A 20,111-nucleotide genomic window follows, 5' to 3' on the forward strand; every position below is an offset into this window, starting at 1 on the left:
GGGTCAGTAACTCAGCCTCAAACTGGTAACACAGGGAACCGGGCCTCGGGCCGCTCCTGAGCTGACACCCTCTGCAAGAGATGACCCTAACCTGACCCTAACCTGAGCCGGCCTGAGCCGGACCATGAATTGACAACAAGCTGATGAGATCATCCAAATCCCGTTCGCGTAACAAGTCGAACCGCCAGCGTACGCTGGGGAATATCGTCAATCGCGTTTTCGATTCCTCGGGTCCCGAGGGCAAAGTGCGCGGCACGCCCCAGCAGATCATCGAAAAATACCTGACGCTTGCACGCGACGCCCAATTGTCGAACGATCGCGTGGCCGAGCAAAGCTTCCTGCAGCACGCCGAGCATTACACCCGCATGTTGGGTGAAGCGCAGCGCGAGCAGGCCGAGCGTCAGCAGCATCAGAACGGCTCGTCGCGTGACGACGACCGCGAAGATGGCGATAACGGACCTTCGCAGAACGGCAATGGCCATGGCCATGCCTCGTATCAACGCGACGACAATCGCAATGACAGCCGCAGCGAGCATCGCAACGACAACCGTCGCGATGACAACCGGCGCGATGACAATCGCAACGAGCACCGCAGCGACAACCGTCGTGACGATAACCGTAGCGAAGGCCGTCAGGACAATCGCCGCGATTCCCGTCGCGAGGATCGCCAGCCCGCCTCGCCGCGCGCTGATGTTGCAGCCGAGGAAAAGGGCCTTCCGCCCGTGATTTCGGCCGAGGAAGAGGTCGGCCCCGTCGCAACGCCGGAAACCGCCGAAACGCCCGTTCCGGCTCAAACCGTTGCCGAAGAAGTGCCGGTTCAAGTCGCTGCCGAGGCTCAGGCCGAAGCCGCACCTGCGCCTGCTGCCGAGGAGGTCGCCGCACCGGCACCGCGTCGCCGGACGCGCAGCACCGCCGCAACCGGTACGACCACCGCAGCGCCCCGTACGCGGCGCAAGGCCGCTGCAGCTCCGGTCGAGGCCGAAGCTGCTCCGGCACCTGAAAAGGCCTCGGGCGAGTAAGCCCGAGACATTCCGTCAGCGCGGCGCGGCTGCCAAGGCCCGCGCCAGCGCACAGAACCTTTCCAGTTCGATTTCCTCGGCTCGAGCGGTTGGCGGGATATTCGCCGCGACCAGAAGATCCTCGATTGCCGGATGCAGCCCCTTCAGCGAGGCGCGCAGCATTTTGCGCCGCTGATTGAACCCTGCTGCCACCACCCTGTTCAGAACCGCAGGGTTAGCCGGATAACGCGGCTCGGCCAGCGCGGTCAGATGCACCACGGCGGAATGAATTTTTGGCGCCGGAACAAAGGCTTCGGGCGGCAGCGTCATCACGATCTTCGCATCAGAGCGCCATTGCGCCAGAAGCGCCAGACGCCCGTAGGCCTTGCTGCCGGGCTTGGCCACGATCCGCTCGGCAACTTCCTTCTGGAACATCAGGGTTAGGGATTGCCAGAAAGGCGGCCATTCCTTCGGGGTCAGCCAGCGGATCAGCAGTTCCGTGCCCACGTTATAAGGCAGGTTCGCCACGATGCGGATGGGTGGCGTCAGATAGGCCAGAGGGTCGATCTCGAGCGCGTCGCCATTGATGACATGCAGCCGCCCCGGATAGAAATCCGATATCTCGGCCAGCGCGGACATGGCGCGGGCGTCCTTTTCGATTGCCAGCACATGGCGCGCACCCTCGGCCAGCAGCCCGCGGGTCAGACCGCCCGGGCCGGGGCCAACCTCGATCACATCGCAGCCGGTCAGATCGCCTGCGGCCCGCGCGATCTTGGCGGTCAGGTTCAGGTCCAGCAGGAAGTTCTGGCCTAGTTGCTTCTTGGCTTGCAGGTCATGCCGCGCGATCACGTCGCGCAAGGGGGGCAATCCGTCGATCGCGCTCATCTTTTCTCCGCCATGTCATGGGCCATTCGCAGCGCCGCGATCACGCTGGCCGGATCGGCCAACCCCTTGCCCGCGATGTCGAATGCCGTTCCGTGATCGGGCGAGGTCCGCACAAAGGGCAAGCCCAATGTGACGTTCACGCCGCCCGCAAAATCCAGGGTCTTGATCGGGATAAGCGCCTGATCGTGATAGGCGCAGATCGCCGCATCGTATCGTGTCCGCGCCGGAGCGTGGAACATCGTATCAGCAGGTAGCGGACCGTTCAGGTTAAAACCCTCGGCCCGCAGTTTCGCCAGCAGCGGCGCCATCCAGCGCAGTTCCTCGTCGCCCATGACGCCGTTTTCACCGGCATGCGGGTTCAGCCCTGCAACTACCAGACGCGGCGCAGCAAGGCCGAAATCGCGACGCATCGCGGCATCCGTTATGCGGATCGCCTTCTCCAGCAATTCGGGGGTCAGCAGTCTGGGCACTTCGCTGATGGCGACGTGGATCGTCACCGGAACAACCCGACAGGGCGGCGTCACCGTGGTTGAGGCCAGCATCATCACCACCGGCACATCTCCGGCCAGATGGGCGAGATATTCGGTATGGCCGGGAAAGGGGAAGTCAGCGCCGGTTTTCAGGGCTTCCTTGTTGATCGGCAGGGTGCAGATCCCGCCTGCCTTACCTGTCATGGTCAAATCGACGGCGCGGGCGATGACGTCGATCACCGCCGCCGCGTTTCGGGGATCAGGCTGTCCGGCGATCGCCGCAGCGGGGAAGTCGTGACGCAGGACAGGCAAGACCCCTTTGGCAACCTGCTCATCCGGGGCCTGGACCTCGGCCCAGTCGGTGCCTTCGGGCAGGTGACGGGGATCGCCTAGAAAAACAAAGGGCACACCCGAGGCCAGTGCCTTGGGCGCCAGTTCTGGCCCTACGCCTGCAGGTTCGCCACAGGTCAGAATGATGGGGCGTGAAGCAGGCATGTTGTTTCCTGTCCAGTCAGAGTCAAAAATTCGTCACCGGTGCCGAGACCGATGACGAAATTGCCGTCGCCGGCTTTGGGGTAATGGCCTTTACGGGCGGCGAATGATCGCGTTCGCGCGCAGCTCGGCCAGATAGTTGTCGGCTGCCGCTGCGATCTTGCGGTTGAAGACGCGATCGCGCACTTCCTCGCGGGCCGGAATCGCATCTGCGGGCTTGGCCGGATCGTCCTTGCTGGTCGCGACCGGAGCCTCGGGGGCGTTTGCCAGCAGCGAGGGCGTGCGCTTACACAGCATCAGCAGATCGACCGAACCGCCGTAGTTGATGACCGTCGTTTCGTTGTCATCAAGCGATGCCAGTCGAATCGCCTCGCCCTGCGGGATCTGGCCTTGCGAGGCGGTCTGGCGGGTGATCTGGTTGGCCGGAACGCTGCTGGTCAGGGCTTCAAGCTCGGCGCAGGTATGGGCCTGAGCCGCGAAATTAGCCGCTTCCTGCGCCGTGGCCAGACGCACCCGCATGTAATCGAGTTGCTGGGCAGTCGCTCCGGGACGCAGGGTGCCGCGCGTATCGCGCAGGAAGAACAGCACGATAGCGCCCTGAACCTCAAGCGCCTGACTGACTTGCCCCGGTTGCAGTTGCAGCAGGATCGGTCGCAGCGAAGGCGGAAGGTTCGCCAAGGGCATCATCGGCAGGCGGCCACCATTCGCGCTGGAAGGCGTTGCGGAATATTGCCGCGCGAAGGCCGCGAACTCGGCCTCGGATTGGGAACCGCTGATGATCCGGTCCGCCAGCGCCTTGGCCTGTGCTTCCTGCCCCGGAGGAGCGGGGATGATCAGTTCCGACAGGGAGACATGCGTAATCTCGGGCGTTTCGATGATGCCCTTCAATTCTTGATCGACCTCGGCATCGCTGACAGCGACCTGCCCGACAAGGCGGGCGCGGACGAATTCACGCCACAGGATGCCGGAAACGACGAAGTCCTCGAAGGTCTGGCGGTCGATGCCGTTCTGGCCCAGAACCCCGACGAACTGGTCAAGGCTCATGCCGCCACGGCTGGCGAATTCCTCGAGACCGGCATTGATCTGTTCGTCGCTGGCCGAAATGCCAGCCTGCTTGGCGGCAAAGCTGCGCAAACGGTCGTCGATCAGGGCCTTTTCGATTGACGCGCGATCCGAATCCGGTGCGCGCAGCATTTGCAGGAAGCGGATACGTTGCTCGACCTCATAACGGGTGACAGCCGAATCGTTCACATAGACCAACGGCTGAAACAGGTTGGAGGACTGAGCCTGCGCCTGATGCACGAAAGGACCGGGCACGATTCCCGTTCCCGCAAGCATTGCGGCCACCGCCGCCCCCAGAAGAATTCGCTGCATCAGCTTCCTCGCCGCATGGTTTTGCCGGACCTTATCGCAGGCAGGCGCGACGCGCCACCGTTCCCGGTCCGGACTGCTGCTTGCCAAATCCGCCCAGACGGACGCCAAGATCAAAGCTGGTATCCTCGCTCAACGTGTCCGAGGCGCTGAAGCGCCGCTCGACCGACATTTCGACGGTGACACATTCGTTGCGGTATTCCAGCCCCAGCTCGGCCTTCTGGGCGCGGTTGGCGGTAAAATCGTAGCGGGTTTCGGTGCTGGCCCACCAGCCATCGCGCACCTGCCAGCCCGCCGTGACGGTCAATTCCGAGACATCCTCGTCGCGTTCCTCTCGCGGGTCCGAATCCATCCACAGATATCCGGCCGAGACTTGCAGTCCCGGCTTCAGCCAGCCCAGACGCGTTTCGTTGCGGCTGAGCGAGAAACTGTCATCGAACAATGCCCGGTTGACCAGCGCCAGCCCGTTCGTTCCCGAGTAGCTGGCCGACAGCAGCCAGTCCGAGCTTTTCCCCCCCAAGGGACCGCTGTCGTTGAAAGCCGGATCGGGCTCGGTGCGCAGGACACGGCCTGCCGTCATCCCGATTTGCCAGCCCATCGGGTCGATCCGTGTCCAGCTGACGCCCAGATTGGCCCTTAGCCCCGATTCGTGCGCATCCCAGCCGGGAAAACGGTTGAGCGAGAAAAGGTTGCCCTCGTCGAATTCGATCAGACGGCTGTCTTCGTTCGGCACTTCGTCTTCGGCCTCCCGCTTGGGGGACCAGACCAGTTGCGCAACCGGCTCGATGATATGGGTGACGCCATCGGCATGGCGGGCGAAAGGCCAGCGCAGTTCCGTCGCAATGGTCGGATCAGAGCGGACAACCCAATCCTCGTAGCGGCTGTCCTGATTGATGTTGTAAAGATCGGCGTTCAGTCTGGCCTCGACCGAGCCGACGACACCTCCGCGCAGGATTTCATTGCGCCGCCATCCCATCGCGACCGATCCCCGCGCCATATCGCGGCCAAGGATATCTTCGTCCGATCTGCGGCGATGGGCGTGAAGCGACCATTCCAGACTGGCGATTCCGCCCAGACGGTTCGGCTGCCAGCGACGCTGCCAGAACGCATCGGCCACCAACGAAGGGGTAAATTCGTCCGGCTCGTCATCGCGCAGCGATTCGTAATTGCCGATACGGGCCATCACCATGCGGTCGCGTTGGACGCGGTCCAGCGTGACACCGCTCCATAGCCGGTCGGCATCGGTGATGTCGTAATCCAGAAGGTAGGCGCGATTCTTGGCCATCTGGACCTGAATGCCCAACTGGTAGCCGCGCGGCAGTTCGAAACGGGCCGCGCCGAACAGGTAGCCGCGCGTCTTGCCCGGCTCGATATCGTCGCGACTGATGGCGCCATTCCATTCCATCTCGCCATTCCGGAAGGCCTGACGGTAGCGCATTTCCAAAGTCGTGGTGCGGTTCAGGGCCAGATATGGGGTCAGTGTCACGTCGGCATGATCGCCAAGCGTCACGAAATAGGGCAGCTTCAACCCGACCCCAAGACTTGATGTCGTGCGGAACTGAGGACGCAAGAAGCCTGTCAGGCGCTCGACCGTCGGATCGGGTGCGGTCAGGGACGGCAGGCTCAGCAGCGGCACACCGAAGGCGCGGAACTGGGGCTGGTCGAAATGCAACTGGCGGGTCTGGGCGTCATGCGTGATGCGGCGGGCGCGGACCTCCCATAGCGGGATCGGGTCTTCGGCGCAGACCTGACAACTTGACGCGACCACATTGTCTAAGACGGTGATCCGTCCGCCTTGCTCGCGCCGCATTTCGCGTGCGGCCATCTGCAACTCGCGCGCCAAGACCAGTCGCGCGCCGCGCAGGATGCCATCTTGCAGGTTCGGATCAAGCTGGGCCGAATTGGCGATGACGATTGTGTCGTCACTGGTCCCCGATTGAGCGGGGCGCGTCAGGTGGATCGGTCCTTCGATCACCGCGCCGCCGGTCTGTCCATCATAGACCACCCGCGATGCGATCAGCCGCGATCCGCGATGCCAGATCACCACTCCGCCCGAGGCGGTCAGGTTCTTGTTGCCGTCCAGCGTCACGGAATCGGCCAGCACCGTCGCGGGGCTGTTGTCGGAATCGGCGCTTGCCGAGCTATTGATACGCACCGCCGAGGGGCTGCGTGCCACGGTCAGTCGGGGCGCTGCCTCGGTTCCGTCGGCAAGGCGCTGGTTGTCGTCGGGGTCTTCCGTCGGGGCCAGCGCCGGACCTTGCGTCCCGTCCGAGAAAAAGCCGTCGGTATCGTCGGGATAGACCGGCAGGGTCTGGCCATCGGTCATCAGACTTTGGGCAGAAGATGCACCGGACAGGGCGATCGGAAAGGCCACCGCGCAGGCTGCAAGAAGCCATGCTGCAGGAATTGGGCGGCTGCCCTGTTTCGCGGTCTTTTTGCGCGCACGCTTTTGCATCAGCCGTCCTCCAGCCGCAAAAGCGCCCCAAGGGCGAAAAGCAGCGCAACCAGCGGCGGGGTCCATCCGGCAAGGACCGGAGGAATGTCGCCGTTATCTCCTAGAACCTGCGCCAGATTGCGCAGGAAAAACAATCCGATGCCGCAGCCAAATGCGCCCAGCACCAGCATGCCCATCTTGCGCCCCCGCATATGGCGCATGGTAAAGGCTGCGGCGATGGCGACCATGGCGGCCATCAGCAGCGGCAATGCCAGTTCCATCTGGAACCAGACCTTGTGCCGCTGCGCCGAGAAACCGGCCCGCTCGAGTCCGCGGATAAATTGCGGCATTTTCCAGATCGGGATCGCTTCGGGGCGACCGAAGCTGTCGCGGATACGGGCAGCGGTCAGATCGGTCGGAAGCTCCATCGTTCCGGTGGTGCGGGCCGTCGCCTCGGGGTTCGGATCGGTCAGCGGCCACTCCTTGACGCCGGTCAATTGCCATGCGCCACGGGTCAGCCGCGCCTCCGAGGCGTCGATCCTACGGGTCGGGCCCCTGTCCGCGGCAAAGACCATGAACGTCGCGTCGTAAAGCGTGGTCGCGTCGGGGCTGGCTCGGGTGGCGCGAATGACCACCTGACCCGCCCCCTCTTTATCGTCGCGCAGGGCCTGTCGCAGCCAGACATTGCTTTCGCCAAGGCTGACCGTCTGTCCGCCGTCGCTGCGCAGGTTTGTCACGGCGTCGTCGTAGCGTTTGGTCGTTGCCGCAACCATCGGGTTCAGGATCGCGACAGCCAATACCCCTGTCAGGGCGGCGGTGACGGCAGGCGCTGCCACGATCCTGATGCCCGAGCGGCCCGATGCGCGGATCGCCACCAGTTCGGAACTGCGCGACATGCTGATAAACATCGAGATCCCGGCCAGCACCACAACCAGCGGCAGGATCGAATAGAAGCTGGCCGTGATGTTTAGCGCCGAAAGCTTGGCTGCACCGGCAAGGCCGATATCCTCGTCGGAAAATCGGCGGATCTGCTCGACGATGTCGATCAGGAACAGGATCGCGCCGAAGATCGCGGCGATCATCAGCAACATGCGCAGGAAGCGGCGGGCGACGTAGGATGACAGGATCATTGCGCGTCCCCCTTGGTGGCCCGGAGCTTGGGTCCGCGGGGACGGGCGGCGCGCCACAGCACGAAGGCGCAGATCAGCCCGCCGACCAGTGAAGGCACATACATCAACGGCCATCGCGCGGCATTCTGTGCGACCTGATTGCTTGCCGCGGTATCCAGAAACTGAACGAAGATCAAAGCGACCACGGCCCAGACAACCTGCCGCCAGACGCCGAAGCGACTGAAACCGCCCAGCAGTAACATGGCAAAGCCTAGCATCGCGGCCACCGGTGCCTGCAACGGCTTTGAAAGCCGCTCATGCGCCTCGGCCAAAGCCTTGTCGGCGGTCGAGCCGGTGATTGCCAACAACTCGGCGTCAGGGCGCAGCAGTCGTGCGGTCGAATAGGCGCGCAGGTCCCGATTACGTTGGCTTTCGGCCTCGGCCAAGGCGGCGATATCGTAGGCCAGTTCGTCAAAGCGGGTGATCGACAGTTGCTGTTGCCCGCCGCTCAGGCGCAGGTTTTGCGCCATACCGTGCAGCAGGACCAGACGCGGTCCGGCATCGGTCTTGACGACAAGTGCCTCGGTTGCGGTGTAGGTCGCCTGATTGTTCGGGTCGCGCGCATCCTCAAGGAAAAAGTCCTCGAGCCGGCCATCGCGGGCAATGTCGCGGATATACAGCGTGACGCCCTTGGCCGGATACTGGAACGAGCCCGCCCTCAGGAATTGCGCCGTGACGTTCTGGGCAATCTCGGCCTGACGGTCGGCCATGCGGGCGCGGGCCATGGGCACGATCGAATGCACAAGAATGGCTACCATCACGGCGACGATCACGCCGAATACCAATACCGGTCGGGCCAGTCGCCACGGCGACATGCCCGCCGCCTGCATCGCGACCAGCTCAGATTCCGAGGCCAGCCGATTCGTGCCGTAAGCCGATGCGGCGAAGGCCGCGATCGGCAACACGACCGAAATGACCAAGGGCAGGGTGAGCGCAGTGAATTCAAGCACGACAAGCGCGGTCTGTCCGTCCGAGATCAGTTGCTCGAACAGGGATACGGCCCGGTTGATCCAGTAGACGGAAACCAGAACCAGCGCAAAAAATCCGAACAAGGTCAGAAACTGCGACAGGATGTAGCGGTCAATCCGGGGCATGGGGGCTTTCGCTGCGGAGCAATTCCAGATTCCTTAGCCCGTGAGGTGGAGTTGGGAAAGCCCCGGCACTGGTCAAGTGCTTGTCGGGTGACTAGTTTCCGCTCAAATACATCGCTTAGAGGAGCAGGTTGGTGACACATCCGGTCGAAATCTCTTTTACTTCATCCGAGACCGAGGGCCTTGCCGCCCGTAAGGGCCGGATCGCGATCTTGCTGTCCCCCGGAGCGCGACTTCCCGGCGGGTTGTCGCGTGCCGCGCGGCTGGCGGTGCAGCGTGCGCTGCAATCCGACGCATGGAAGGCCGTCAAGCCGGGGAAGGCCCTAGAACTGGCTTTCCCCGCCGGCATGGAGGCAGATGCGATCCAGCTGGTCTCGGCGCCGCGCCGTGCCGATGTCGTGACGGCGCGCAAGGCGGGTGCGACAATCGGCGCGAGCCTTGGCAAGACGGATACGGTGGTTCTGGCCGGGGATCACCCGCAAGCGGCCGAAATTGCCTTGGGCATGGCCCTGCGCGCCTATGATTTTTCCGCATACAAGACGAAAAAATCCGATTCAGACTCCGCCGAGGCCGACGCACCCGCTGACCCCGCCGAGGAAAATCCCAGCCCGCGCGGGCGTGTGATCTTCATGCACAAGGACCCCGAGTCGCTTGCCCGCAAGGCTCATGACGGCGCGGCTTTGGCCGAAGGGGTATTCTTCACCCGCGATCTGGTCAACGAACCCGCGAACGTCCTGACCACCAGCGATTTCTCCGACCGCCTTCAGGCGATGGAAGAACTGGGCCTTGAGGTCGAGGTGCTGGACGAGGACGAGCTTGCCAAGCTGGGCATGCGCGCGCTGCTGGGCGTGGGGCAGGGTTCGGAAAGCCCGTCCAAGGTCGTGGTCATGCGCTGGAATGGCGGTGGCGACGAGGCTCCGCTGGCGCTGGTCGGCAAAGGCGTCGTGTTCGATACCGGTGGCATCTCGATCAAGCCCGCAGGCGGCATGGAAGAAATGACCATGGACATGGGTGGTGCGGGTGTCGTCGCGGGCGTCATGCGCACGCTGGCGCTGCGCCGCGCCAAGGCGAACGTGGTCGGTTTGGTCGGGCTGGTCGAGAACATGCCCGACGGCAAGGCCCAGCGTCCGGGCGATATCGTGCGCTCGATGAAAGGCGACACTATCGAAGTCATCAATACCGACGCCGAAGGTCGTCTCGTTCTGGCCGATGTGCTGTGGTACGCGCAGCAGCGTTTCCAACCGAGCGGGATCGTTGATCTGGCGACCCTGACGGGCGCGGTCATTATCGCGCTGGGTCACGAGAACGCTGGCGTCTTCTCGAACAACGACAAATTCGCCGGACAGCTACTGGCCGCAGCCAAGGCCGAAGGCGAGGGCGCATGGCGTCTGCCGCTCGCTCCGGCCTATGACGAGCTGATCGACTCGCGTCTGGCTGACATCAAGAATACCGGCGGACGTCCCGCAGGCTCGATCACGGCGGCGCAGTTCCTGCAACGCTTCGTGGCAAAGGACGTGCCGTGGATCCACCTTGATATCGCGGGTGTGGCTCTGCCGCCGGGTGCGACGGCGCTTGCCCCCAAAGGGGCGACCGGCTGGGGCGTGATGACGCTGAACCGTCTGATCCGCGACAGCTTCGAGGCGAAAGCCTGATGGGATCGGCCCTGTTCTATCACCTGACCCGTTCGGGCGCTGGTCAGCTTTTGCCGACACTTCTCGGCAAAAGCCTGCAGGCGGGCTGGCGGGTCGAGTTGCGGGGCAGGGATCGCGCAAGCCAAGCCACGCTTGACGAGGATCTTTGGCTTGGCGAGGGGTTCATCCCCCACGGCCTTGCCGGAGGGCCGCATGACGGGCGTCAGCCGGTCTTGCTGACCACCGACCAGCAGGGGGCGGGCAATTCGCCCCTTTGCATCATCGCACTGGACGGGGCCGTGGTTTCGGCTGCGGAATGCGAGTCGATGCAGCGGGTCTGCATCATTTTCGACGGCAATGATCCTCAGGCGCTGGATCGGGCGCGAGGGCAGTGGCGCGATCTGAGGGCCGCAGGCGTGACAGCCGAATACTGGTCCGAAGCTGATGGACGCTGGGAACGCAAGCAGTAGTCGGTCCTAGCGTTCGAGGATCAGCAGGTTTCCCTCGATGCTGACACGCGCGAAGCGCGACAGATACGACATTCCCATCAACGACATGTCCAGATCCGACCGCAGCACCAGCGCCGGAACGTCCGTATCGTGGATGTCGTCGCCGACCGCGACCGTATCCAGCGTGACCGTCGCGGTCTGGACATTGCCATTGGCGGTGCGGGCCTCGCCGACATAGCCAAGGCTGTCGGTATCGATTCCGGCCTTGCGCGCATCGCTTTGCCCCAAGGCAATCGTCGTCGCGCCGGTATCGACGACGAATCGGATGGGCGAACCGTTGACCTCGGCAATCAGATGGAAGTGCCCGTCATCGCCCAGAGGTACCTCGATCCGGTCATTGTCGACCATTCTGGCCTGCGGTGCGACCGTCTGGCGAATCTCTCCCCAGATACCGACGATGGCGATGACGCCCAGAAAAATCATGGCCCAAGCCGCGGCCAGACGCAGGGTGCGGCCGGGCTGTCCGCGCAATTCGACCAGAAGGAAGCCGCCAATCGCGATCAACAGCAGGACCAGATAGGCGAGACGACCCAGATCTTCACTCATCTAGTACAGCCCTGATCCCTTCAGTCCGTCGATCACAAATTGGATAGATAATGCGGCAAGAAGCATCCCGAACAGCCGAGTCAGGACCATTGTTCCGGTCCTGCCCAAAAGGCGGGCAATCGGTCCGGCCAAAGCGAACATGACGGCCACGATAGCCAGAACCGCCAGCATCACCAGATGGATCATCAGTGTATGTGACGGGCTCTGGTCCTGATTGACCAGAAGGATCATCGTGGCGAGCGCGCCGGGGCCCGCCAGTAGCGGCGTTGCCAAGGGGAAAACCGAAGGGTCGTCATGGTCTTCGCGAACCGGATCCTCGCGGGTCTGGCCCTCGCGCCGTTCGGTCCGGCGCTCGAACAACATGTCCAGCGCAGTCAGGAAAAGCAGCACGCCTCCGGCGATACGGAAGGCCGAAAGCGAGATGCCGATGGCCGCAAGGATGGCTTCTCCGGCAAGGCCGAAAAGCGTGAGCAGCACCGCCGCGATAAGAAGCGCCCGCCAACCGATTCGACGTTGGCGCTGCGGGCTCATGCCGCGGGTCAGGGCGATGAACAGCGGCGCCAGACCCACAGGGTCGATGACGACGAATAGCGTGACGAATGCACTGATGATCTGAGTGGTGTCCATTTCGTGCCTTAGTATGTCGTGGATATTGTCGGCTGGAAAGGCAGGCAGTGTCGCAGGCAGGCGATCACGCGTTTGGGGCTTTCACGATGGCCCCTCGCGGCCTATATCAGTGGCAGTCTATGCTATGCACGGCCTCAAAGTGCCGTGCCACGGAGGTAAACACATGCACGCACCTTCCCCCATGGCGCTTTTGCTGATCGCGATCGTCGTTCTGGTCCTTTTTGGACGCGGCAAGGTCTCGTCCCTGATGGGCGAGGTCGGCAAGGGAATCACGGCTTTCAAGAAGGGCGTCAAGGACGGCGCTGAGGAAGAAAAAGCAGAAGCAAAAGAGCTTGAGCTTAACTCGACCGACGATATTGCCAAAGCCCGTGCCGAGTTGGCTGCCGAACGCGCCAAACTTGATGCCGACCGCGCCCGCATGTCCGCCGATGCCGGACTGCGCGACGTGACGCCTGCCGATCAGAACAAGCTCTGATCCGGCGCGCATTGAACGAACATGCTGGATGTCGGCTGGAGTGAGCTTCTGCTGATCGGCGTCGTTGCGCTGATCGTCATTGGCCCCGAGGATCTTCCCAAACTGTTCCACACGCTGGGACGATTGACGGCGCGTGCGCGTGGCATGGCGCGCGAGTTCTCCAGCGCCATGGAGGATGCTGCCAAATCCTCGGGCCTCGATGAGGCGGGCAAGGCGCTGAAAGATGTGAACTCGCTGACGTCGAAGCGCGCGTTGGGCCTTGATGCCTTGGAACGCGCAACCGAGCGTTTCGAGAAATGGGATCCCCTGAATCCCAAGGATGCGACCGACAAGAACGGGGCGACGCCCGATCCGTCCGCACCGGTCGTGCCTCAGAGCTACCCCGAGGGGTCGCGCTTTGCGCAGGCAGCCGAAGCGCCGCTTCCCGCGCCGCCGACTGTGCCGGCGCCACATCCCGAGAATGTCGATCCCGGCGACACAGCGGGGGGCAAACGGCGCCTGCACGCGGTGCGTCGCTCGGATATCGACCAATAGAACGACAGGAAAGGCTGCCGCGTGGCGACGAAATCTGCCAAGTCGGATGATATCGAAGACTCCTCCGCTCCCTTGATCGAACATCTGGCCGAGCTGCGCACGCGGTTGATCTGGTCGGTTCTGGCCTTCGTCGTGGCCATGGTGCTGTGCTATTTCGTCTGGAACCCGATCTTCGATTTCCTGACGCAACCCATCTGTCACGCACTGGAAAAGCGCGGCCAGACCTGCGGTCTGATCCTGCTCAAGCTGCAAGAGGGCTTCTTCGTCGCCATGCGCATCGCCTTCTTCGGCGGCTTCGTGTTGGCATTCCCGGTGGTGGGCTACCAGCTATGGCGCTTTGTCGCTCCGGGACTTTATCGCAGCGAAAAGAACGCCTTGCTGCCTTTTCTTCTAGCCTCGCCTGCGATGTTCCTTCTGGGTGCGGCATTCGCCTATTATGTCATCCTTCCCTGGGCTTTCGATTTCTTCCTTGGCTTCCAACAAGGGTCTCTGGGGCTGCCCAATGACCCGACGGTTACTGTGCCCGCGGGACAAGATGCAGCCGAACACCCTTGGGCTGGTGTGGTCTTCCAAGGTTCGGTCGAGGAATACCTGAGGCTGACCACGAAATTCATTCTAGCATTCGGCCTGTCCTTCCAGCTTCCGGTCGCCCTGACCCTGATGGGCAAGGCCGGACTGGTTTCCGCCGAAGGTCTGGCCAGCGTGCGCCGCTACGCGGTGGTCGTGATCCTTGTGCTTTCGGCGATGATTACGCCGCCTGATGTCATCAGTCAGGTCGTGCTGTTCAGCGTGATCTACGGGCTGTACGAGATCTCGATTTTCCTCGTCCGCCGGATCGAGAAGAAACGCGATCAGGAAGAACAAGAATCCGATGTCGAGTAATCTGCTGAAGCGAATCGCGGATGCGCTGGACCGCATGTCCCCGCCGCCCGCGCCCGAACCCAGCTTCTCCGAGGCGACAGCCTATATCTGGCATCCCGACCCCGACCGGCTTGAACCGGTCGCCGAGGTCAGTCGCGTCGATCTGGTGCAGTTGATAGGGATCAATCGTTCGCGCGATACGCTGCTGGCGAATACCCTGCAATTCGGACAAGGCCATGCGGCGAACAACGCTCTGCTATGGGGTTCGCGCGGCATGGGGAAATCCTCGCTGGTCAAGGCCGTCCATGCCGAGGCGGTGCGTCAGGGATTACCGGTCGTTCTGGTTGAAATCGCGCGTGAAGACCTAGCCTCGGTGGGGCGTTTGCTGGCGATTCTCGGCAAGGCACGCGACCGCCGCTTCCTGCTGTTCTCGGACGACCTGTCCTTCAGCCACGACGACACGCAGTATAAATCGCTCAAGGCAGTGCTGGATGGCGGATTGTCCGGGCGTCCCTCGAACGTGATTCTATATGCCACGTCGAACCGCCGTCACCTGATGCCGCGCGACATGATCGAAAACGAGCGCTCGACAGCAATCCAGCCGGGCGAGGCCGTCGAAGAGAAGGTGTCGTTGTCGGACCGCTTTGGGTTGTGGCTTGGTTTCCATCCTTGCTCGCAAGACGAATATCTCGCGATGGTCCGCGGCTACTGCGATGCTTATGGCATTTCGATAGGCGACGAAGATCTGCGCGCGCAGGCGATCGAATGGCAAGCGACTCGGGGATCGCGCTCGGGACGGGTGGCTTGGCAATTTTTCACCGATCTCGCCGGACGGCAGGGCATCGCGGTCTGAATCTGCAAGAACTAAACCTATACTTGGTTAATATGCCTGCATACTTTTTGGGCAATTTGTCGCAACGCTTTAAGGACGTATGGAAAATTTTCGCCAAGGTTTTGGCTTTTTCTTTCCGATGTACGATCAGGGTTGTATGGTTCATTCAGGTTTCGCTGGTTGCCAATGGCAAAGCGGACCTTGAAAATGTCTCGACCGGGTGAGGGAACTGCCATCCTCACCCGGTCTAGCCATACAAAGGAAACAGAAAAATCTTTAAGCGGCTGACTAGCAGATTGCCTTTGATAGGGACGCTGCGGAAGCTGGCTTTTTGGTGAGGTTTCCTCGTGGTTTTCATGTGAAATTTGCTATGCTTTGCTCAGCTTGAGCGTGTGAATTTTTCATGTTGGACGAACTGACCGAGGAGCAAGGCGTGGCGAAACCAAAAACCGTGTCCCCGCCTAAAGGCGACAAATCTGCCCCCGATGCTTCCACCGACAAGGCCGCAGACCGGATAGCCCGCCGCGCAGCCAATCAGGCCGAACGTGAAGCGCGACGCGCGGCCAATCAGGCCGAACGCGACGCGCGAAAGGGGAAGAAGCCGAAATCCGGCGTAGCGTCGGAATCCGACGATCAGCCTCCTGTCTCATCCACGGTATTCAATGTTCTGTTGGTCGCTCAAGCCGGGCGCCTTGAGCGCGAAGCAGCCCTGTTCGCGGCCAGCTTGCGGCGCAATGCGCCGGACTGGAATGGCCGACTGATCATTGCCGAACCGCGCGAGGAGGCCGGCTGGGCCGGTGAATCGACCCGTATTTCGTCCGAGGCGCGCACGGCGCTTGAGAACTTCGGGGCCGAAATCCTGCCCTTTACCGCGCGCCATTTCGGCAAGGATTATCCCTACGGTAACAAGATCGAGGCGATGGCAGTCCTGCCGTCTGGACAGCCGTTCATCTTTTTCGACAGCGACACGGTCATAACCAAACCGATCAATCGGGCGGGGATCGATTTTTCCCGCCCTTCGGCCTCGATGCGACGCACGGGAACATGGCCGTCTCCGCCGCTTTATGGGCCTGGGCCGAACGAGATCTGGAAATCGCTCTATGACCGGTTCGGGCTGCAGTTTTCGACCTCGCTCGACCTGAGCCAGCCTGATGAGCATTGGGAGCGCTATCTGTATTTCAACGCGGGCTGGTTCCTTGGCCCCGATCCGCAGGAGTTCGGCCAGAAATTCCTGCAATTTGCTCTGGCGATCCGTGACGAACCCGGCGAGGAACTGGCGTGTCAAAGTCTGGACCCTTGGCTTGACCAGATCGCGCTGCCTTTGGTGATCCATGCGCTTGGCGGCGGCAGGCCCGACAAAACGCAAGCGACTCTGGATGGAGTGACAAGCTGCCACTACCGCAATCTGCCGCTGCTTTACGCCCGCGAATCCGAGGAAACCATCGCATTGGTCGAGGACCTGATGCGTGATCCGCGGTTGGCCGCGCTATTTCGTGACGACGAAGCTTTTGGCCGCGTCATCGCTGAAGGGCTGGGGCGCAGCGCGATCCGGCCGATGTTCGAGAACGAAGCCGATCTGCTTGAACAGCCCATCCGCCACAAGCTCAAGCGCGAAGGGTTGTGGTTCCGCTAAGTTAAAGGCCCCAAGGATATCCTTGGGGCCTTTCGGTTCTTAATGCGCGGTGCCGAGCGCGGCGTCGCAACGCTCGCATGTACCGGCGTGATCATGGCTGCCGACATCGGGCAGGATCTTCCAGCAGCGCTCGCATTTCTCGCCCTCGGCCAGCTCGAAGACCACGCCGACGCCCGCGACGTCGGGCAGGCGGAAGGCCTCGTTCGGGGCAGGGTCGGCGGTCAGGCTCAGGTCCGAGGTGATGCAGATATCGGCGAAATCGACTGATTTCAGCGCCTTCAGCACTTCGGCATCCTCGATATGAACGACCGGGGCAGCCTCAAGGCTGGCACCGATCACCTTGTCGGTGCGCTTGATTTCCAGCGCGGCTGTCACCGCGCGGCGGGTGCGGCGGATCGCGTCCCATTTCCGGGCCAGCGGCTCGTTCAGCCAATCGGCGGGCGTTGCCGGGAAGTCCTGCAAATGAACCGAGTCGTCGTCCGAAGGATTACGGCTCAGCCAGACATCTTCCATGGTGAAGGGCAGGATGGGCGCAAGCCAAGTGACCAGACGCTGGAACAGGATATCCAGCACTGTGCGGGCCGAGCGGCGGCGCAGGCTGTCCGGCGCGTCGCAGTAAAGCGCGTCCTTGCGGATGTCGAAATAGAAGCTCGACAGGTCCACGGTCGCGAACTGGAACACGGTCTGGAACACGCCTTGGAAGTCATAGGCGTCGTAGCCTTTGCGCAGCTGGTGATCGATCTGCGCGAGGCGGTGCAGGACCCATTGTTCCAGTTCCGGCATATCCTTGACCTCGACGCGCTCGGCGGCATCAAAACCGTCAAGGTTGCCAAGGACGAAGCGCAGCGTATTGCGCAGGCGGCGATAGCTGTCGGCGGTGCCCTTCAGGATTTCCTTACCGATGCGCAGGTCGGTGGTGTAGTCGGACTGCGCCACCCAAAGACGCAGGATATCCGCGCCATATTCCTTGATGATATCGGCAGGTGCGACGGTATTCCCCAGCGACTTGGACATTTTCATGCCCTTTTCGTCCAGCGTGAAGCCGTGGGTCAGCACGCCCTTGTAAGGCGCGCGGCCCTTGGTTGCGCAGGCTTGCAGCAGCGAGGAATGGAACCAGCCGCGATGCTGGTCGGTGCCTTCCAGATACAGATCGGCGATGCCGTCGGGCGAGCCATCGGCGCGGTCACGGATCACGAAAGCATGGGTCGAGCCGGAATCAAACCAGACATCCAGCACATCCATGACTTGATCATAGGCCTCGGGATCAGCCACGCCGTCCAGCATCTTCGCCTTGAAATCGGCGTGATACCAGACATCTGCGCCGTCTTTCTCGAAAGCTTCGATGATGCGGTCATTGACGCGCTGATCGCGCAGCAGGAAGTCGGCATCGTCCGGGCGCGCGCCTTTCTTGACGAAGCAGCTCAGCGGCACGCCCCAGGCGCGTTGACGCGACAGAACCCAGTCGGGGCGGTTCTCGATCATCGAGAACAGGCGGTTGCGCCCGGTCTGCGGCGTCCATTTCACCAGCCGGTCGATCGAGGCCAGCGCGCGGGCGCGGATCGTGTCGCCATATTCGCCCATGCCATCGGTCAGCGCCTTGTCGATCGAGGCGAACCATTGCGGCGTGTTGCGATAGATCAGCGGCGCTTTCGAGCGCCAGCTACGCGGATAGCTGTGCTTGATCTTGCCCTTGGCCAGCAGCGCGCCGGAATAGGCGAGTTGCTTGATGACGTTGACATTGACCGGGCCTTCGGCGCCTTCCGGCGTCAGGATCGCCTGACCGCCAAAGATCGGCAGTTCCTTGCGATAGGTCCCGTCCGGCTCGACGTTATAGGTCATCGGCAGGCCGAATTTCAGGCCCATCTGATAGTCGTCATCGCCATGGCTGGGCGCGGTATGGACAAAGCCCGTGCCCGCATCCTCGGTCACGTGGTCGCCCGGCAGCAGGGGCACGTCGTAATCCCATTCGCCCGCGCCATTCTCGACGCCGCGGAAGGGATGGGCCAGCAGCAGCCCTTCCATCTCGGAGGCCGGAACGTCGCGCAGGCGGGTGAAGCCCTCGACCTTGGCGGATTTCATCACGCCCTCGGCCAGCGCATCGGCCAGCACCAGTTTCTCGCCCAGCTTCGCGGTCGCGTTTTCGGCGGCGGCGGTGACTTCGTAGAGGCCGTAGGCGATCGACGGGTTATAGGCGACCGCGCGGTTCTGCGGGATGGTCCAAGGCGTCGTGGTCCAGATCACGACCGAGGCCCCGTCGAGCGCGCCTTGCGCTGCAAAACGCACCCAGATCGTGTGGCTGGTATGGTCGTGATACTCGACCTCGGCTTCGGCGAGGGCGGTCTTTTCGACCGGCGACCACATCACGGGCTTGGAACCCTGATACAGCGCGCCGTTCATCAGAAGCTTCATGAACTCGGCCGCGATCACCGCTTCGGCGTGGTAGTTCATCGTCAGATAGGGGTCTTCCCATTTGCCGATGATGCCAAGGCGCTTGAATTCCTCGCGCTGGGTCTCGACCCAGCCTTCGGCGAACTTGCGGCATTCCTGACGGAACTCGACGACATCGACATCGTCCTTGTTCTGCTGCTTCTGGCGGTATTGCTCCTCGATTTTCCATTCGATCGGCAGACCGTGGCAATCCCAGCCCGGAACATAGCGCGCATCGCGGCCCATCATCTGCTGGCTGCGGGTGATGAAGTCTTTCAGCACCTTGTTCAGCGCGTGGCCGATATGCAGATGCCCGTTCGCATAGGGAGGGCCGTCATGCAGGATGAAGGGCGCGCGGCCTTCCTTGCGGCGTAGGCGGTCATAGATGCCCATCCGCTCCCAGCGGTCCAGCCATTCGGGCTCGCGCTGGGGCAGGCCAGCGCGCATCGGGAAATCGGTCTGGGGCAGGAAAACGGTGTCGCGGTAGTCGGGCGCGGTATCGGTCGTGTCGCTCATCTGGCGGGATCCTTCGGTGGCAGGGCAGGCGTGCTTAACCCGGCGGCGAGGAACCCCTACGCCGCCGGGCGGATAATTCGAATGATCCGGCCCATGCTGAACATGCGCGCGGTTATAGGAAACGGGTGGCGTGCCTGCAAGCATGTCAAGCGAAGGCCTTGTGACAGGCGCGGTTACGGCCCATATCGGCGCGATGATGCCGCCACGCTTTCCCGTCTCCGCCGAACAGATCGACCGCGTCGTCGCGGTGTTCTACGCCGCCATCCGCAAGCACGAGGTGCTGGGTCCGGTCTTTGGCGCGCATGTTACAGATTGGCCCGCGCATGAGGCCAAGATTGCCGCCTTCTGGCGCAACGCGATCCTTTACGAACGCAGCTACGAGGGCAGCCCGATGCAGGCGCATATGCGGGCGGGCAATGTCCATGCGGAACATTTCCCGACATGGCTGATGCTGTTCGACGAAACCCTGCGCCGGACGTTGCCCGCTGACAGTGCGGCGGGATGGTCTGCTCTGGCACACCGGATCGGTGCCGGCCTGCGCATGGGGGTCGAGAACATGCAGCCGATGCGGGGCGGTCCTCCGGTATTGCGCTGATCGTTCGGCAGGCGT

At 62.6% G+C, this 20,111-nt stretch carries 18 protein-coding genes; 9 read left to right on the plus strand and 9 right to left on the minus strand.

Annotated features, from left to right (window positions below; all coding sequences use genetic code 11):
- Positions 1-143: 143 nt before the first annotated feature.
- Positions 144-1,019: a DUF4167 domain-containing protein gene (locus GL286_RS17425; RefSeq protein ID WP_155096851.1), complete on the plus strand. Its 876-nt coding sequence runs from the start codon at positions 144-146 to the stop codon at positions 1,017-1,019.
- Positions 1,020-1,034: 15 nt separating this feature from the next.
- On the opposite strand, the gene rsmA is transcribed toward GL286_RS17425, so the two are convergent.
- The 6 genes from rsmA to lptF all read right to left on the minus strand — a co-directional run bounded on the left by rsmA (position 1,035) and on the right by lptF (position 8,913).
- On the minus strand, positions 1,035-1,883 hold the full coding sequence (gene rsmA / locus GL286_RS17430) for a 16S rRNA (adenine(1518)-N(6)/adenine(1519)-N(6))-dimethyltransferase RsmA (protein ID WP_155096852.1): 849 nt from the start codon (positions 1,881-1,883) through the stop codon (positions 1,035-1,037).
- Positions 1,880-2,848, minus strand: coding sequence for a 4-hydroxythreonine-4-phosphate dehydrogenase PdxA (gene pdxA, locus GL286_RS17435; RefSeq protein WP_155096853.1), 969 nt, complete (start codon positions 2,846-2,848; stop codon positions 1,880-1,882). Before pdxA ends, rsmA begins: the two co-directional genes overlap by 4 nt.
- Before the next feature lie 90 nt (positions 2,849-2,938).
- Positions 2,939-4,333, minus strand: coding sequence for a peptidylprolyl isomerase (locus GL286_RS17440; RefSeq protein WP_343038928.1), 1,395 nt, complete (start codon positions 4,331-4,333; stop codon positions 2,939-2,941).
- A complete protein-coding gene (locus tag GL286_RS17445) occupies positions 4,251-6,671 on the minus strand; it encodes an LPS-assembly protein LptD (protein ID WP_155096855.1) in 2,421 nt (806 codons plus the stop codon). The genes GL286_RS17440 and GL286_RS17445 overlap by 83 nt, the downstream gene beginning before the upstream one ends.
- Complete coding sequence (gene lptG, locus GL286_RS17450; RefSeq protein WP_155096856.1) at positions 6,671-7,780, minus strand: LPS export ABC transporter permease LptG; 1,110 nt, start codon at positions 7,778-7,780, stop codon at positions 6,671-6,673. Before lptG ends, GL286_RS17445 begins: the two co-directional genes overlap by 1 nt.
- On the minus strand, positions 7,777-8,913 hold the full coding sequence (gene lptF, locus GL286_RS17455) for an LPS export ABC transporter permease LptF (RefSeq protein ID WP_155096857.1): 1,137 nt from the start codon (positions 8,911-8,913) through the stop codon (positions 7,777-7,779). The genes lptG and lptF overlap by 4 nt, the downstream gene beginning before the upstream one ends.
- A gap of 131 nt (positions 8,914-9,044) precedes the next feature.
- On the opposite strand from lptF, the gene GL286_RS17460 reads away from it, so the two are divergent.
- Together GL286_RS17460 and GL286_RS17465 are read left to right on the plus strand one after the other, a co-directional pair.
- Positions 9,045-10,562 carry a leucyl aminopeptidase gene (locus GL286_RS17460; RefSeq protein WP_170295272.1) on the plus strand — a complete coding sequence of 506 codons (1,518 nt, stop codon included), beginning with the start codon at positions 9,045-9,047 and terminating at the stop codon, positions 10,560-10,562.
- Entirely contained in the window at positions 10,562-11,011 is a 450-nt protein-coding gene (locus GL286_RS17465; protein ID WP_155096859.1) for a DNA polymerase III subunit chi, read from the plus strand. Before GL286_RS17460 ends, GL286_RS17465 begins: the two co-directional genes overlap by 1 nt.
- Positions 11,012-11,017: 6 nt before the next feature.
- Here GL286_RS17465 and GL286_RS17470 read toward each other — a convergent pair whose 3' ends face one another.
- Together GL286_RS17470 and GL286_RS17475 are read right to left on the minus strand one after the other, a co-directional pair.
- Positions 11,018-11,596 (minus strand): retropepsin-like aspartic protease family protein, encoded by a 579-nt coding sequence (locus GL286_RS17470; RefSeq protein ID WP_155096860.1) that lies wholly within the window; start codon positions 11,594-11,596, stop codon positions 11,018-11,020.
- On the minus strand, positions 11,597-12,223 hold the full coding sequence (locus GL286_RS17475) for a MarC family protein (RefSeq protein ID WP_155096861.1): 627 nt from the start codon (positions 12,221-12,223) through the stop codon (positions 11,597-11,599).
- A gap of 163 nt (positions 12,224-12,386) precedes the next feature.
- Between GL286_RS17475 and GL286_RS17480 the strand changes: the two genes are divergently transcribed.
- From GL286_RS17480 to GL286_RS17500, 5 genes are all read left to right on the plus strand, one after another.
- The gene (locus GL286_RS17480; protein WP_155096862.1) at positions 12,387-12,698 is read left to right on the plus strand and encodes a twin-arginine translocase TatA/TatE family subunit; all 312 of its coding nucleotides are present in this window, start codon (positions 12,387-12,389) and stop codon (positions 12,696-12,698) included.
- A 21-nt stretch (positions 12,699-12,719) separates the two neighbouring features.
- Complete coding sequence (gene tatB, locus GL286_RS17485; RefSeq protein WP_155096863.1) at positions 12,720-13,232, plus strand: Sec-independent protein translocase protein TatB; 513 nt, start codon at positions 12,720-12,722, stop codon at positions 13,230-13,232.
- A 21-nt stretch (positions 13,233-13,253) separates the two neighbouring features.
- The gene (gene tatC / locus GL286_RS17490; RefSeq protein WP_170295273.1) at positions 13,254-14,114 is read left to right on the plus strand and encodes a twin-arginine translocase subunit TatC; all 861 of its coding nucleotides are present in this window, start codon (positions 13,254-13,256) and stop codon (positions 14,112-14,114) included.
- Positions 14,104-14,946: an ATP-binding protein gene (locus GL286_RS17495; RefSeq protein ID WP_155096864.1), complete on the plus strand. Its 843-nt coding sequence runs from the start codon at positions 14,104-14,106 to the stop codon at positions 14,944-14,946. The genes tatC and GL286_RS17495 overlap by 11 nt, the downstream gene beginning before the upstream one ends.
- A gap of 382 nt (positions 14,947-15,328) precedes the next feature.
- Positions 15,329-16,558: a hypothetical protein gene (locus tag GL286_RS17500; protein ID WP_246185013.1), complete on the plus strand. Its 1,230-nt coding sequence runs from the start codon at positions 15,329-15,331 to the stop codon at positions 16,556-16,558.
- Positions 16,559-16,597: 39 nt separating this feature from the next.
- On the opposite strand, the gene ileS is transcribed toward GL286_RS17500, so the two are convergent.
- Positions 16,598-19,501 carry an isoleucine--tRNA ligase gene (ileS, locus tag GL286_RS17505; protein WP_155096865.1) on the minus strand — a complete coding sequence of 968 codons (2,904 nt, stop codon included), beginning with the start codon at positions 19,499-19,501 and terminating at the stop codon, positions 16,598-16,600.
- A 193-nt stretch (positions 19,502-19,694) separates the two neighbouring features.
- Between ileS and GL286_RS17510 the strand changes: the two genes are divergently transcribed.
- Positions 19,695-20,096, plus strand: a complete 402-nt coding sequence (locus tag GL286_RS17510) for a group III truncated hemoglobin (RefSeq protein ID WP_155096907.1) — start codon at positions 19,695-19,697, stop codon at positions 20,094-20,096.
- Positions 20,097-20,111 lie beyond the last annotated feature (15 nt).

The organism is Paracoccus aestuariivivens, from assembly GCF_009711225.1.
GTDB lineage: Bacteria > Pseudomonadota > Alphaproteobacteria > Rhodobacterales > Rhodobacteraceae > Paracoccus > Paracoccus aestuariivivens.